Source organism: Thermosynechococcus sp. M3746_W2019_013 (assembly GCF_015296045.1).
In the GTDB taxonomy this organism is placed as follows: Bacteria; Cyanobacteriota; Cyanobacteriia; order Thermosynechococcales; family Thermosynechococcaceae; genus Thermosynechococcus.
Genome location: NZ_DVDW01000047.1, coordinates 1 through 15,313 on the forward strand (window position 1 = coordinate 1; position 15,313 = coordinate 15,313).

13 protein-coding genes are annotated in these 15,313 nt (G+C 53.6%); 9 read left to right on the top strand and 4 right to left on the bottom strand.

All coding sequences use genetic code 11. From position 1 onward, the window contains the following. Positions 1-195: 195 nt before the first annotated feature. Positions 196-1,227 carry a UDP-glucose 4-epimerase GalE gene (gene galE / locus IGQ16_RS08555; RefSeq protein WP_024125211.1) on the bottom strand — a complete coding sequence of 344 codons (1,032 nt, stop codon included), beginning with the start codon at positions 1,225-1,227 and terminating at the stop codon, positions 196-198. A gap of 44 nt (positions 1,228-1,271) precedes the next feature. On the opposite strand from galE, the gene prfC reads away from it, so the two are divergent. Further along, complete coding sequence (gene prfC / locus IGQ16_RS08560) at positions 1,272-2,897, top strand: peptide chain release factor 3 (protein ID WP_297061071.1); 1,626 nt, start codon at positions 1,272-1,274, stop codon at positions 2,895-2,897. 8 nt (positions 2,898-2,905) lie between these two features. After that, a complete protein-coding gene (gene recR / locus IGQ16_RS08565; protein ID WP_024125209.1) occupies positions 2,906-3,514 on the top strand; it encodes a recombination mediator RecR in 609 nt (202 codons plus the stop codon). Here recR and IGQ16_RS08570 read toward each other — a convergent pair whose 3' ends face one another. Next, positions 3,515-4,219 carry a response regulator gene (locus tag IGQ16_RS08570; protein ID WP_297061074.1) on the bottom strand — a complete coding sequence of 235 codons (705 nt, stop codon included), beginning with the start codon at positions 4,217-4,219 and terminating at the stop codon, positions 3,515-3,517. A gap of 229 nt (positions 4,220-4,448) precedes the next feature. Between IGQ16_RS08570 and thrS the strand changes: the two genes are divergently transcribed. The 4 genes from thrS to IGQ16_RS08590 all read left to right on the top strand — a co-directional run bounded on the left by thrS (position 4,449) and on the right by IGQ16_RS08590 (position 8,155). After that, positions 4,449-6,266 (top strand): threonine--tRNA ligase, encoded by a 1,818-nt coding sequence (gene thrS, locus IGQ16_RS08575; protein WP_297061077.1) that lies wholly within the window; start codon positions 4,449-4,451, stop codon positions 6,264-6,266. Between the two features lie 251 nt (positions 6,267-6,517). Further along, positions 6,518-7,174 (top strand): NAD(P)H-dependent oxidoreductase, encoded by a 657-nt coding sequence (locus IGQ16_RS08580; RefSeq protein ID WP_024125206.1) that lies wholly within the window; start codon positions 6,518-6,520, stop codon positions 7,172-7,174. A 170-nt stretch (positions 7,175-7,344) separates the two neighbouring features. Beyond that, positions 7,345-7,851, top strand: a complete 507-nt coding sequence (locus IGQ16_RS08585; RefSeq protein ID WP_225871803.1) for a GNAT family N-acetyltransferase — start codon at positions 7,345-7,347, stop codon at positions 7,849-7,851. Positions 7,852-7,888: 37 nt separating this feature from the next. Beyond that, on the top strand, positions 7,889-8,155 hold the full coding sequence (locus tag IGQ16_RS08590; protein WP_024125204.1) for a DUF5340 domain-containing protein: 267 nt from the start codon (positions 7,889-7,891) through the stop codon (positions 8,153-8,155). Here the strand turns inward: IGQ16_RS08590 and menA are convergent. Next, a complete protein-coding gene (gene menA, locus IGQ16_RS08595) occupies positions 8,143-9,039 on the bottom strand; it encodes a 2-carboxy-1,4-naphthoquinone phytyltransferase (RefSeq protein WP_024125203.1) in 897 nt (298 codons plus the stop codon). The two genes, IGQ16_RS08590 and menA, sit on opposite strands and share 13 nt — an antisense overlap. A 33-nt stretch (positions 9,040-9,072) precedes the next feature. Next, complete coding sequence (locus tag IGQ16_RS08600; RefSeq protein WP_024125202.1) at positions 9,073-9,462, bottom strand: hypothetical protein; 390 nt, start codon at positions 9,460-9,462, stop codon at positions 9,073-9,075. A gap of 202 nt (positions 9,463-9,664) precedes the next feature. On the opposite strand from IGQ16_RS08600, the gene IGQ16_RS08605 reads away from it, so the two are divergent. The 3 genes from IGQ16_RS08605 (at position 9,665) to glyS (ending at position 15,105) form a co-directional block, all read left to right on the top strand. Then, entirely contained in the window at positions 9,665-10,690 is a 1,026-nt protein-coding gene (locus IGQ16_RS08605; RefSeq protein WP_297041064.1) for a hypothetical protein, read from the top strand. A gap of 71 nt (positions 10,691-10,761) precedes the next feature. Then, entirely contained in the window at positions 10,762-12,909 is a 2,148-nt protein-coding gene (locus tag IGQ16_RS08610; protein WP_297041062.1) for a polyribonucleotide nucleotidyltransferase, read from the top strand. Between the two features lie 12 nt (positions 12,910-12,921). Continuing rightward, the gene (gene glyS, locus IGQ16_RS08615) at positions 12,922-15,105 is read left to right on the top strand and encodes a glycine--tRNA ligase subunit beta (protein ID WP_297061080.1); all 2,184 of its coding nucleotides are present in this window, start codon (positions 12,922-12,924) and stop codon (positions 15,103-15,105) included. Positions 15,106-15,313: the final 208 nt, after the last annotated feature.

The window sequence follows — 15,313 nt, forward strand, 5'->3', positions numbered from 1 at the left end:
GAGGGCTGAACTGACAGTTTTATTTGGCTTGGGCTGTGCGGCCGTCGGTATTGGTTATGGCAAATTGCCTGTAGCTGCGGGAGACTTCTCAATTCGTCTAAGGGCAATTAGTCTAACTGCGGCTTGCTTTGCCATCCATAATACTAGAGTTGGAGTCCATAGAATTTTTTAAGATTTTTTGATTTGGTTAAGCATCTATGGCATTATGACTTCGCTACGTCCGTGGCGACGCTGGTGCCATTGCCAAGCGTGGCGAATGATCTGCTCAATGTCGGGGTACTGGGGCTGCCAGCCTAGGATGCGACGGGCACGATCGCTATTGGCAACGAGGATCGCGGGGTCTCCTGCTCGGCGATCGCCTTCAATGACTGGAATCGAACAACCTGTGACCCTCTGAGCTGTTTCAATAATTTGCCGCACTGAAAACCCTTGGGCGTTCCCCAAGTTCAAAATTTCCGAGTTGCCGCCGCTCAAGAGGTACTTTAATCCCAGCACATGGGCTTGGCTTAAGTCCACGACGTGGATATAGTCGCGAATGCAAGTGCCATCGAGGGTGGGATAGTCTGTACCATAAATGGCGATGTGGGGGCGTTGTCCCATGGCTGCCTGCAAGACGAGTGGAATCAAGTGAGTTTCTGGATGGTGATCTTCCCCCAGACGAGAGTGGGGATCCGCACCCGCTGCATTGAAATAGCGGAAAATTAAGGACTTGAGGCCGTAGGCACTGCCCATATCGGCAACTATTTGCTCCACCATCCACTTAGAGCGACCATAGGGATTAATGGGGGCACAGGGGCAGGTTTCGCAAATCGGTACCTCTGGAGGCAAGCCATAGACTGCTGCTGTGGAAGAAAAGATAAGATAGGGAATCTCGGCAGCCACCATTGCCTGTAAGAGGGTTAGGGCCCCATGGACGTTATTTTGATAAAAGCGATCGGGATAGCGGACAGACTCGCCCACCTCAATATAGGCAGCAAAATGCATTACTGCTGTCACAGAATAGGTTTGAAAAAGCCAATCTAAGAGGGGGCGATCGCCAATATCGCCAACAATGAGTTCTGTTTTGAGGACCGACTCCACCAAGTCGCGGTGTCCCCGCTCCAGCGTATCTAAAATAAGCACTTGAAAGCCGGCCTGCTGGAGTGCCAAGGCGGTATGACTACCGATATAGCCCGCGCCCCCTGTCACCAGAATCAGCGGCGAATTATTATCATTGTTGGTTGTCATTAAAGCCTATCTGTTACACTAGGAGGACACCTACCGATTCTGCCATGACCAGTGACTTGCACCGTGAAATCACCCAAGAGGTGAAACGACGTCGTAATTTTGCCATTATCTCCCACCCAGATGCCGGGAAAACGACGCTCACCGAAAAGTTACTGCTCTACGGTGGCGCCATTCACGAGGCGGGAGCTGTCAAAGCACGGCGAGCTCAGCGACAAGCTACCTCCGACTGGATGGCCATGGAGCAACAGCGGGGCATTTCGATTACCTCCACGGTCCTGCAGTTTGAATATCAAGGCTATCAGATTAACCTCCTGGATACCCCTGGTCACCAGGACTTCAGTGAAGATACCTATCGCACCCTTGCGGCGGCTGATAATGCAGTGATGCTCGTGGATGCTGCGAAGGGTCTAGAGCCCCAAACCCGCAAGCTCTTTGAAGTGTGCCAGCTGCGGGGCTTACCGATTTTTACATTCATCAACAAGCTGGATCGGCCGGGGCGCCAGCCTCTGGAACTCATTGACGAAATTGAACAGGAGCTGGGGCTGATTCCCTATCCGGTGAACTGGCCGTTGGGAATGGGCGATCGCTTTCGGGGGGTGTACGATCGCCTGCGGCAGAATTTTCACTTTTTTGAGCGCACGACCCACGGTAGCCGTGCTGCGGCTGAAACCGTCATTGCCCTTGGGGATCCTGCCATTGCCCCCTACATCGAGCCCTATCGGTTGGAATACAACCAACTCAAGGACGAACTGGAACTCCTCGAGGGTGTCGGTGCCAAGCTCGACCTCAATTTGGTGCATCAGGGGAAAATGACCCCCATCTTCTTTGGCAGTGCCATGACCAACTTTGGTGTGCGTCTGTTTCTGGAGCACTTTTTGACCTATGCGCTGCCGCCAATGGCCTACAAGAGCGATCGCGGGCCCATTGATCCCACCCAAGAGCAGTTCACGGGCTTTGTGTTTAAGCTGCAGGCCAATATGGATCCCAAACATCGCGATCGCGTGGCCTTTGTGCGAGTCTGTAGCGGCAAATTTGAGAAAGACATGACCGTAAGCCATGCCCGCACTGGCAAAACCATTCGCCTCTCACGCCCTCAAAAACTCTTTGCCCAAGGTCGTGAATCCCTGGAAATGGCCTATGCTGGTGATGTCATTGGCCTCAATAATCCGGGGATGTTTGCCATTGGCGACACCCTGTATGTCGGCCCAAAATTGGAGTATGAGGGCATTCCCTGCTTCTCACCAGAACTCTTTGCCTACCTGCGCAACCCCAATCCCTCCAAGTTCAAATCCTTCCAAAAAGGGGTGAATGAACTGCGGGAAGAGGGCGCCGTGCAAATTATGTACTCCACTGATGAATCGAAACGAGAACCCATCCTTGCCGCTGTCGGGCAACTGCAATTTGAAGTGGTGCAGTTTCGCCTGCTGCATGAATACGGTGTTGAGACCCGCCTTGACCCCCTGCCCTACACCGTTGCGCGTTGGGTACTCGATGGTTGGGAAGCCCTTGAAGCGGTTGGCCGCATTTTTAATGCCGCTACCGTCAAGGACAGTTGGGGACGGCCAGTCCTACTGTTTAAGAACGAGTGGAATCTGCAACAAACAATGGCAGATCATCCAAAACTACGCCTGAGCGCGATCGCCCCCCTTGCCGCTGCGGTGCCTGCCTAGCCTGCCCCATGAGTAGTGTTTATACCCGTCCCCTTGCTCGTCTCATTGAGCAGTTGCAGCGCCTGCCGGGGATTGGCCCGAAGACTGCCCAACGGCTGGCTCTCCACCTCATCAAACGTCCTGAAGCCGATATCCAAGCCCTAGCTCAGGCTCTTCTTGAGGCCAAACAGCAGGTGGGACTTTGTTCAGTGTGTTTTCATCTCTCTGCAGAACCGGTGTGTGAGATCTGTGCCTCGCCCCAGCGAGACAATCACACGATTTGCGTGGTTGCAGATTCCCGCGATGTCATTGCCATTGAAAAAACCCGCGAGTACCACGGCAAGTACCATGTTTTGGGCGGACTCATTTCACCCCTAGAGGGCATTACCCCCGAACACCTGCACATTCAACCGCTCATTCAGCGCGCCAGCCAACCGCAAGTGACAGAAGTGATCCTCGCCATCAACCCCAGTATCGAAGGGGAAACCACCACACTCTATGTGGGACAGCTGCTGCGCCCCTTTGTCAAAGTAACCCGCATTGCCTTTGGCCTACCCGTGGGTGGCGATCTCGACTATGCCGATGAAATGACCCTTGCCCGTGCCCTCGCCGGCCGCCGCGAGATTGAGTGGCAGTAGTTAGTGTCCCCCCTGCAACCGCCGCAATGCCGCCACAATTTGGTGAACGGCTCGCTTCAGTTGATCCACCTCGTGGTGCAACTGTTGGTTTTCAGCTTCTAAAGCAGCAAGGCGATTTTCATCCCCACCACGACCTGTTGCCGCTGGTTGCTGTTGCAGTTGAGCAACCGTTGCTTGGAGTTGAGCAAAGTCATTTGCAGTGACAGATTGTGCCTGCAAGACTTGAATGGCGCCTTCAAGGGCGGCCAATTTGTCATAGACGGGGGTGAGATCCACGGCTACTGGAGCAGCCACTTCAGCATGGGCTACTGCTTTGACGGGTCTGGGCTTACGGGCTTTGCGAAAGGCCTCTTGAATTGCTGCTTCGAGTTGTTCTTTTTCAAAGGGCTTCTCAATAAACTCAAACCACTCAAAGGGCTCCTGGAGCTTCTCTGTGACCTCTTCCTTGCGCCCCGACATAATCACTAAGGGAATTGCCCCTAGGAGGTTGTTTTTCTCCAATTCCTGATAGACTTCCCAGCCGCTCACCTTCGGCAGCAGAAAATCTAGCATGATCAGGGTGGGATCAGACTGCTCAATCAGTTGCAAGCCCTCACGCCCATCCTTGGCCTCCAAGATCTCATAGTCGCCCTCTGGCAACATTTCACGGACGCGCATCCGGATGACTTTACTGTCATCAATGACAACGACTTTACGGCTACTCACGGAAACACTCCATTCCTATGCGAGATTTCTATACAAGATATGCTGAATAGAGGGCGGCAGTGGCATGATCACTATCACTACGTGATTTCAACCTTAGCATAGCCATGTCTTTTCCATTTGCCCACAGGCGATCGCCCCCGCCCCAAAAAAACTCACTGCTAATCGCCCCAGCAGAATGTCACAATAGAAGTCTCACCCTCATTCAAGATTTGTTAAATAGATCACCCCTATGCCAGAGTCTGCTGCTGCCCCTATTCACCTCCCCAAAACCAGTGAGTCAGAGCGGCTAAAGCGCATTCGCCACACCACCTCCCATATTTTGGCAATGGCCGTCCAGAAGCTGTTTCCCAAGGCTCAAGTGACGATTGGCCCTTGGATTGAAAACGGGTTTTACTACGATTTTGACCACCCAGAGCCCTTCAGTGAAAAAGACCTGAGGCTTATCGAGAAGGAGATGGTCAAGATCATTAAGCGCAAGCTACCAGTGATCCGTGAAGAAGTGACCCGTGCGGAAGCCGAGCGTCGCATTCGCGAACTGGGGGAACCCTACAAGCTAGAAATTCTCCAAGACCTCGAAGAACCAATTACGATTTACCACTTGGGGGATGAGTGGTGGGATCTCTGTGCAGGGCCCCACGTTGAAAATACTGGCGAGATTAATCCCAAGGCGATCGCCCTTGAAAGTGTTGCCGGTGCCTACTGGCGGGGGGATGAAACCAAAGCCCAACTTCAGCGCATCTACGGCACCGCATGGGAAACCCCCGAACAATTGGCGGAGTATAAACGTCGCAAAGAAGAAGCACTCCGCCGCGATCACCGCAAGGTGGGTAAAGAACTAGGCCTGTTTATCTTTGCCGATCCAGTCGGACCAGGTTTGCCCCTATGGACCCCCAAAGGAACGGTGCTCCGCTTCACCCTTGAGGACTTTCTCAAAAAAGAGCAACTGAAGCGGGGATATTTACCGGTGGTCACTCCCCACATTGCCCGTGTGGATTTGTTTAAGACCTCTGGCCACTGGCAAAAGTACAAGGAGGATATGTTCCCTCTAATGGCCGAAGATGCTGAGGCTGCCGCCCACGAGCAGGGGTTTGTCCTCAAGCCGATGAACTGCCCTTTCCACATTCAAATCTATAAAAGTGAGCTGCGCTCCTATCGCGATTTACCGCTGCGGCTGGCGGAATTTGGCACTGTCTATCGCTATGAGCAATCGGGAGAATTAGGGGGCTTAACACGGGTACGCGGCTTTACGGTGGATGACTCCCATCTCTTTGTTACCCCAGAACAGTTGGATGCCGAGTTTTTGAATGTAGTTGACCTCATCCTTACGGTCTTTCGCTGTCTGCGTCTGAATAAATTCAAGGCCCGCTTGAGCTTTCGCGATCCTAAGTCCGATAAATACATTGGCTCCGATGAGGCGTGGTCAAAGGCCGAAGCAGCAATTCAGCGAGCCGTAGAACAGTTGGGCATGAAGCACTTTTTAGGCATTGGTGAAGCCGCCTTCTATGGGCCGAAACTGGACTTTATCTTTGAGGATGCCCTCGGTCGCGAGTGGCAGTTGGGAACGGTTCAGGTAGACTACAATTTGCCTGAGCGCTTTGATTTGGAATATGTTGCTGAGGACAATACCCGCCGCCGACCGGTGATGATCCACCGTGCCCCCTTTGGCTCCCTGGAGCGGCTCATTGGCATTCTCATTGAGGAGTATGCAGGGGATTTCCCCTTTTGGCTAGCACCGGAGCAAGTGCGCCTGTTGCCTGTGGGGGATGAGCAACGTCCCTATGCCGAACGGGTGGCGGCTCAACTGCAAGAGCGGGGGATGCGCGTGAGCGTGGATCGCAGTGGCGATCGCTTGGCTAAACAAATCCGCAATGCTGAAACCCAGAAAATACCGGTGATGGGCATCATTGGCGCCAAAGAAGTAGAAAGTCAGACGGTGAGTATTCGCACCCGTGCTGTGGGAGATGTCGGTACCTTTGCCGTTGATCACCTGATTGAAAAGCTGACATTGGCAATGGATGCCATGCATGGTGAGATTGAGTGGGGTTAAGCTCAAAATCTCAATTTTGCTCCCAAATTTGCTCCCAAAGAGGAAGGGAAAGGGGCTGGGGTGCAGTAAATCCGATAAGCTTAAAAGAGCTATCGCGGCTGCCGGCTGTTACCTGTAAATTCAGCCCCTTGTCCTGACTACTCAACCCTTTGGCAGTTTTACTCATTCCTGTTCAATACGGCGATAGTGTTGAGACGGTTCTATGCTTGTGCTTGAGAAAAATCTTGTGCTTGAGAAAAATGTGGTGACCCATGACTGAGACACCTGTTTTGGCAACAGTGATTTTGCAGCAATTGCAATGGCGCTATGCCACAAAAAAGTTTGATCCTAATCGCAAAATTCCTGCGGTTCTGTGGCAAACACTTCTACAAAGTCTGGTCCTCGCTCCTTCCTCCTTTGGTCTGCAACCGTGGAAGTTTTACGTCATTGAAACCCCAGAACTGCGCCAAGCCCTGCTGCCGCACACTTGGAATCAACGGCAGGTGGTGGATGCCTCTCACTTAGTGGTCTTTGCGATCAAAAGTCATTTGAATGCTGCCGATGTCGATCGCTACCTTGCACGGCAAGCGGAAGTCCGCCAAACCTCAGTGGAAGAGCTGCAAGGGTATGGAGATTTGGTCAAGGGCTTCTTGCAATCGCCCCCTTATCCTCTGAATGTTGATGAATGGTCAGCCCGCCAAGTTTATATTGCTTTGGGGCAGTTCATGGTGACGGCGGCCCTGCTTGGAATTGACACCTGTCCTATGGAGGGGTTCTTACCTCAAGAGTACGACCGCCTTCTCAACCTCCCTGCCCAAGGCTACCATGCCGTAGTTGTGTGTGCCGCTGGCTACCGGGCCGCTGATGACCAGTATGCAACTTCCCCCAAGGTGCGCTATCCCCTAGAGGCCGTTGTGGAAGTGCGTTAGAATTGCCCGCTTGATGCCAATGAACATAGGCTAAGCTAGAAATAGCTCGGTACAAAGTTTGTATGTCTTTGCACACCGATGATCCCATCGACCACAATTTAGTTGATTTAGAGATCGTTCCCACCAAAGAAGAAGAGCGCTCTGAACCCACTAACATTACGATTCGCGAGATGGGGATTGATGACATTGCGCCAGTCTTTCACCTGGGTGAAGAACTTTTTACAAGTGATTTGTATCCTTCCCTCTATCGCATCTGGGATGAATGGGAGGTTATTGGTTTCTATAACACCGATCCAGAATACTGTCTGGTTGCCGAAGCCGATTCACAGGTGGTCGGGTTTATCTTGGGCACGATTATTAGCAAAGCCCCATGGGTCTATGGTTACATTAACTGGCTAGGGGTCCATCCGCAGTATCAACGGCGGGGCATTGCCGACAGGCTCGTGGATAAGCTCATCGAACGCATGATTGAAGAGGGGGCACGGTTTATGCTGGTGGATACTGACCCTGCTAATACCCCCGCAGTGAAGTTTTTTACCCGTAAGGGCTTTGGCAATCCGCGGCGGCATGTCTTTTTTTCGTTAAACTTAACCAAGCATGAAATCTATGGCCGACTGATTGCCTACGAGCGCGATCGCTCCGAGCGGCTGACCTATCGCCGTCCCCGCCGCCGCTAGAAGGTTAGATAGTTGTTCCTTGGAGGTGTTTGCCCCGGTGACTCGTTATTCTGCCCCCTCAGATGAGGTTCCCGTTCCTGCCCACATTCATTACGAGCTAGTGCTGCAAATTTTGGAACAGGCTTCCTTACCCACCCTCCCCCCCAACTCCAGTGGCTATCAACAGCTCCACAGTGCTGTCATTCATCTGCGCAAAGCCCTGCGGCTGCAAAAGCAGTTTGAGGAGGAATGGCAAGCGGGCGGCGGCAGTGTCGAATACCAGTGGTCACTGAATCGCGATCGCCCCCAAGCTCAAAGCAAATAGCCCAATCCCAAGAGCAAGCTACTCCAAAAATGCAGTTGCACCGCAATAAATTTCGAGTTCTCGATCTGCTCAGGCACACTGTGAAATTGCGCCATCCGCTGGCACAAATAAATTGCCCAGGGCAGTGAACCCAAAGCCAGCAGTGTTGGCCCCGGCAGGAGTCCCCAGAGAACACTGGCCACCAACACCCCATAAAAGAGACCACAGGCACCATAGACCAGTTGGGCACTGCGAGCCGTCCCTAGGCGCACTACCGGGGAACGTTTGCCGGCGGCTAGATCATCGGCCACCTGGTGAAAGTGGGAGCAAAAGAGAATCAGCGTTGTTGTCAGACCATTGAGGGTGGCTACAGGCCAAATACTGGGGCTAAAGGTTTGCACTTGGCTATAGTAGGCGGCAGCGATTGCCAAGGGGCCAAAGCAAATAAAACAAATCGGCTCCCCCAAACCCAAATAGCCCAAACGAAAGGGCGGCCCTTGGTAGCTATACCCTAGGGCACAGCAGAGCAATACCAACCCTAAAACCGTTCCATCCTGTTGCAGCCAACTAATGGCGGCAATCCCCAGTAGCCCCAAGAGTAAGCAGAGGTTGCTCAGCCAAAAGATCAGTTGCTTTTTGCCTGTGAGATTGACCACGGAATGGTACTTGTGGCGATCGATCCCCGTTTCAGCATCAAAGACATCATTGCTCAGATTCAGCCAGGCCAAAATGAGTACAGCCGCCGTTAGAAACAAACCAAAAGGCCACCAGTGTACTCTGCCTGTCTTGGCGATCGCCCCCGCCGTGCCCAACCAAATGGGCATCACCGCCACACTGTACATGGGAAGTTTAATCGCCGCCCACCATAAACGCGAGCGATCTATGGATTCTGACGAACCAGCCATCTCCCTTAACTTTGAGTCACCTTGGTCAGCATATCATTGCTGCCCCTGCCCATAGATCGCTTGTTTTGCCGCCCAAATCGCTTGCCGCAACGCTGGATTATTCAGCTTATAGCTATAGATGCCCAAATCCCGGGCTAAGGCCACCAGTTGTGGGCGGTTTAGCCGCTCTAGCTCGGGGATCGTCAGGGTTTCAAGAGTGGGTTGAGGGGGGCGCAGTTGGCGTTCAAGAGCTGCCACTTGCTGTTCTAGGGTACTCAGGCGTTGTAAAACCGTTGGACAGGTCATCTCCGTCGGCTGAAGGGATTGTTGCAAAAGCCTACGAATTGCCTCACTCAGGGAACTGCATCCCTGCTGCACCTGCCAGCGTTGAAGTTGGCCATAGAGTTTGGCATCTAAACGAACCGTGATCTGTTTGTGGCGCATGCCTGAAATTATCTAAAAAAAACCGACAAACTGACCTACAGTCTGTCGGCTCGTTGTGTGTTCCCTGTTGATGACTCGGATAGTACTGAGTCACTATTTAGTATGACCTATCCCTCGATAGAATGACTGTGACCATGATCACAACTTAGCCGCCTTTGATGGCGTTTGGCCAAAGTCTCTCATTTAAATTTCTGAATCTCCTATGACCTCTACCCTCGACGGCACGATTCTTTTGCCCCAGAAACTCTTCAGTGCTCCTCTGCGACGGCGTTTACTCCATGTCAATGGGATAGGTAGCGATGCTGCCAAGCAACTGCGGGATTTGAACCGCCTTGCCGAACTCACGGCGACTTATCCTTTAGAAATTCGTGGCATTCACAATCAAACCCATGGCTTCCAAGCGGATCTCTTGGAAAGTTTCCTCGGTAAGGCAGAACTCTACCATTTTTGGTCCCAGACCCCAGCTCCAGACCCCAGCAAGGATCGCCGCTATCAGTATGCCAAACTCCTTGGCCAACTGGTGAGCAAAGATCTGGCCGATGATGCCGATATTCTAGCGATCGCCCAACCCAGCCAAATCCAACAGCGCCCCCTCGATATCAATCGTACCGCTGACCTAACGAAACTCCTTGATCTATCATTCCTACAAAAATTGAGCTGGTGGGATTTTGCCCAGTATCTCTACGGTGCCTTTCCAGCTGGGGCGCCACGTCCCACCCTGCGGTTGGCCTATGAAATTGTCAAGGGGTTACAAGCGGGGGCTGAATTGTATCTTGTTGCCCATAGCCAAGGATTAATTATCACTGCCCTTGCCTGTCACATTGTCCGTCAATTACTGCTGCCGCAAACGAAATGGATGGAGACCGTTCATCTCATTGGCTATGGCCCCGCTATTTTCTTTGCGGATTTACCCCCCGAGCTCCAGCCGCGAACTATCTTAATTCAACATCGTCAAGACGTGGTGGCCGAAACCCTAAGCAATCTCCGCAATGTGGATTTATGGACCAGCTTGCAAACCCAGATGGAAAAAGCCATTCACTACGCTGATGATCTGCTGAAGGTTCTAGGTCAAGATAGCCACCACTCTGCTAGTTTCTATTTGGGGTTGCAGGGTAGCCCCAGCGGCCAGCGATCGGCAGAACTGATACAAATTTTATTGACCCAAAGCTGGACAGCCACCCCCAGTCTTGCGGTTCTTGGGGGCACACGGCTAATCCTTGAAGTTTAGCGGATGAGTGGCAGAAGCAGTTATCCTAGTAGAGAGAAAGAAATAGGAAGTAAGGACACAATAGAACGCAAATGAAGGGTCTAGAAAAGATTATCCCCCTAGATGGACGGGATATTAAGGTAGTATTGCAAAAATTTGCCCCCCAAGCCGCCGGCTCCATTCTCATTAGTTCGGGAGAAACAGCTGTACTCGTAACGGCCAATCGTGCTGCCCCGCGTGAAGGTATTGATTTTTTGCCCCTTGTTGTGGATTACGAAGAGCGCCTCTATGCGGCTGGCCGGATTCCCGGCGGTTTTTTACGGCGTGAGGGTCGCCCCCCCGAAAAAGCCATTCTCATTGGTCGTCTGATTGACCGGCCGCTGCGCCCTCTCTTTCCCCAGTGGTTGCGCGACGATCTCCAAGTGGTGGCAACGACGGTTTCCCTCGATGAAAATGTTCCCCCCGATGTCTTGGCGGTAACTGGAGCCTCAATTGCCGTTCTCTTGGCACAAATTCCCTTTAATGGTCCGATGGCAGCGGTGCGCGTCGGCCTTGTGGGGGATGAGTTTGTGATCAACCCCACTTACAAAGAAATTGAGCGCGGTGGCTTGGATCTTGTCGTTGCCGGGTCTCCCGATGGGGTGGTGATGGTGGAGGCCGGTGCCAATGAACTGCCAGAAGCCGACATGATTGAGGCCATTGACTTTGCCTATGAGGTGATCCAGGACCTGATTCAAGCGCAGCGGGATCTCCTCAAGGAATTGGGCATTGACATTGTCCGCGCTGAGCCACCGGCGATCGACCCCACCTTAGAAAACTTTATCTACGAGCGTGCCGCTCAACCGGTCAAAGCCATTCTCAAACGCTTTGAAAAGGACAAAAATGTTCGGGATGCTGCCCTCGATGAGGTGCAAGGGGCGATCGCCCAAGAAATTGCTGCTCTGCCCGAAGATCACCCAGTGGCTGTGGCGGCGGCGGAAAACCCCAAAGCCCTACCCACCCTCTTTAAGGCCGTCACGAAAAAACTCATGCGGCAGCAAATTATTGAAGAAGGGGTGCGAGTTGATGGCCGCCGTCTTGATGAAGTGCGCCCTATTTGGTGTGAGGTGGGGGTTCTCCCGGAGCGGGTTCATGGCAGCGCCCTCTTTAATCGTGGCTTGACGCAGGTGATGTCCGTGACCACCCTCGGTTCTCCTGCCGATGCCCAAGCCCTTGATGATCTGCATCCTGAGGACAGCAAACGTTATCTGCACCACTACAACTTTCCCCCTTACTCCGTTGGTGAAGTCAAACCCCTGCGATCGCCGGGGCGGCGAGAAATTGGCCATGGTGCCCTTGCTGAGCGTGCCCTTGAACCCGTCCTTCCTCCCAAGGAGGAGTTTCCCTACGTGATTCGGGTGGTGTCGGAGGTGCTCTCCTCCGATGGCTCGACCTCTATGGGCTCCGTTTGTGGTTCCACCCTCTCCTTGATGGATGCCGGGGTACCAATCCGCAAGCCCGTCAGTGGTGCGGCCATGGGATTGATCAAGGAGGGCAATGAGGTGCGCATCCTGACCGACATTCAGGGGATTGAAGACTTCCTTGGGGACATGGACTTCAAAGTGGCCGGCACCGACAGCGGCATCACCGCCCTGCAAATGGATATGAAAATTACCGGCTTGCCCGTTGCCGTGATTAAGCAGGCGATCGAACAGGCGCGTCCGGCGCGGCTCCATATCCTTGAGAAAATGCTGGCGGTGCTCGATAAACCCCGTCCCCAACTGCCCCCCAGTGCGCCACGGCTGCTCACCTTGCAAATTCCCCCCGATATGATTGGCTTGGTCATTGGTCCAGGGGGCAAAACTGTGCGCGGTATCTCTGAGCAATACAACGTCAAGGTGGACATCAGCGAAGAGGGGCTAGTCACCATTACTGCCCCCAATGAAACCAATGCGAAGCAAGCACGGGCTGCCATTGAGGGTCTAACGCGAAAGCTCAACGCCGGTGATGTCTATCTGGGCAAGGTGACACGAATTATTCCCATCGGTGCTTTTGTCGAGTTTCTCCCGGGCAAAGAGGGGATGATCCACATTTCCCAGTTGGCGGAGTATCGCGTCGGTAAAGTTGAGGATGAGGTGAAAATTGGCGATGAAATTGTCGTCAAAATTCGTGAGGTGGACAGCAAAGGCCGCATTAACCTCACCCGCCTTGGCATTCATCCCGACGAGGCCGAAGCCGCCCGCAGTAACTCCGTTGTCTAGCCCATGGTCACCATGCCCCAGTCATCACTGCATACCTTCCTCTTGGAGGTGGGCACCGAGGATCTGCCCGCCCGCTTTGTCAGTAGTGCCCTGCGGCAGTGGCGCACCCTGATCCCCCAAACCCTTAAGGAACGGGGACTCACGGCAGAGGTCAACGTCTGGGCAACCCCGCGCCGCTTAGCAGTACTGATTGAGGGGTTGCCGCCCCAGCAGCCGGATCAAACAATTGAGATCAAAGGGCCAGCGGCCACCGTGGCCTTTCGGGAGGGGGAACCCACCCCTGCGCTATTGGGGTTCCTGCGATCGCGCCAAGGCAGTCTCGAGGAAATTGAAATCCGCGCCACGGAAAAGGGGGAGGTGGTCTATCTCAAACAGATTCGCCCCGGCCAACCAACCCCTCAACTCTTGACCGAGTTGGCGCAACAGTGGATTGCTGCCCTTGAGGGCCCTCGCTTCATGCGCTGGGGAGATGGCGATCTGCGCTTTTCGCGTCCCATTCGCTGGTTGGTGTTGCTGTGGGATGAGCAGGTGTTGCCCTTGGTTTTGGAAAGCCATTCTGTGTCCATTGCCAGCGATCGCACCACCTATGGCCATCGGGTGCTTTCCCAAGGCGCCATTGCCCTCAGCCATGCCCAAGACTACGCATCTGCCCTTGAAAAGGCAGGGGTCTTGGTGGATCCAGAAGCCCGCCAGCAACGGATTCGCGAGCAAATTGCTGCCCTTGCTGCGGAGGCCGCGGGATGGGTGGATTTAGAAGTGCCCCTTTTGGAGGAAGTCACCCACCTTGTGGAATGGCCAACAGCAGTCTTGGGGAGTTTTGAAGCGCGGTTTCTTGCTCTGCCCCTTGAGGTGATTACCACCGTATTGGTGTCCCATCAGCGGTATTTTCCCGTGTACACCGATGCGACTCGCCAAGCCCTGCTGCCGGTGTTCATCACGATTAGCAATGGCGATCCGGCGGCCACTTCCTTGATTCGCGCTGGGAATGAGCGGGTGATTCGGGCCCGCCTAGCGGATGCTGAGTTCTTCTACAGGGCGGATACGGCACAGCCCCTAGAGCACTACTGCGGGAAACTAGCCACGGTGACCTTCCAAGATGAATTGGGATCGATGGCGGACAAAGTGAAGCGGCTAACCGCCTTGGCTCGCCAAATTGCAACCGCTTTAAATTGTGCGGCTGCGGATATTGCTGCCATTGAGCGCACGGCTTGTCTATGCAAAGCGGATCTAGTGACGCAGATGGTGGGGGAATTTCCTGAACTGCAGGGCTATATGGGACAAGTCTATGCCAGGGTCTCTGGGGAAGCCCCAGCGGTGGCCATGGGAATTTTTGAGCATTATCTGCCTCGTTTTGCTGGCGATCGCCTGCCCCAAAGTCTCACGGGCCAGGTGGTGGGATTGGCTGATCGCTTGGATACCCTAGTCTGCCTCTTTGGCCTCGGCCTCTGTCCCACGGGTTCTTCGGATCCTTTTGCCCTACGGCGGGCAGCCAATGGGGTAATCACCATCCTCTGGCAGGGGGAACACCACCTAAATCTCCTCGCTCTGCTACAGGAGTATGCCCAAGCCTTTTGTCGCCAATTTGCTGCCAAGCTCAGTGCCGCTGATTTAGAGCAGCAACTGCGGCAGTTTTTTAGCCAACGGCTGCGGACACTTCTTCAAGAAGACCTAGGCATTGAGTATGACTTGGTGAATGCGGTGATTCCAGAGGATCAGCCGGAGTTGCAGACTCGTGCCCTCCAGGATGTGGTTGATGCCCGCGATCGCGCCCAGTTTCTGCAAAAACTGCGCCAATCTGGTGACCTCATGGCCATTTACCCCACAGTGAACCGCGCCACTCGCTTAGCACGCCAAGGCACCCTAGGGACAGACTGCCTAAATATCCGCGCAGTCAAGGCCAAGCACCTTGAAGCCCCCATTGAAAAGGAATTCTACAGCGCCCTCAAGGACATCTTGCCAACGGTGCAACAGGCCCAGAGGCAGCGTGCCTATGGCCAAATTGTGGATGCTTTAGTCAGCCTTGCCCCGATTGTCAGTCGCTTCTTCGATGGGGAAGAAAGTGTGCTGGTGATGGCAGAGGATGCGACAGTGCGTGCCAATCGTTTAGCCCTCCTTGGTCTGTTGCGCAACTGTGCGGCAATTATTGGCGATTTTGGGGCAATTGTCCAAACTGAGAGCGTTCCATCAGCCCCATAGTTCTCAAAGTTTGGCAGGAATTTTGGCAGGAATAAAAGTGTTGCTTAGCTCCCAGTAGCAACGCATAATTGAGAGTACCCCAATTGAGAATTGCCGTGGCCTGTTCATCTGAACAGTTACTCAATGGGTGTTTAGACTGTTTGCGAGAATTGCCATGACTGCTGAACCGCCGGCCAAGCGCCCCCGCACCAAGAAGACCCCAGCGCCT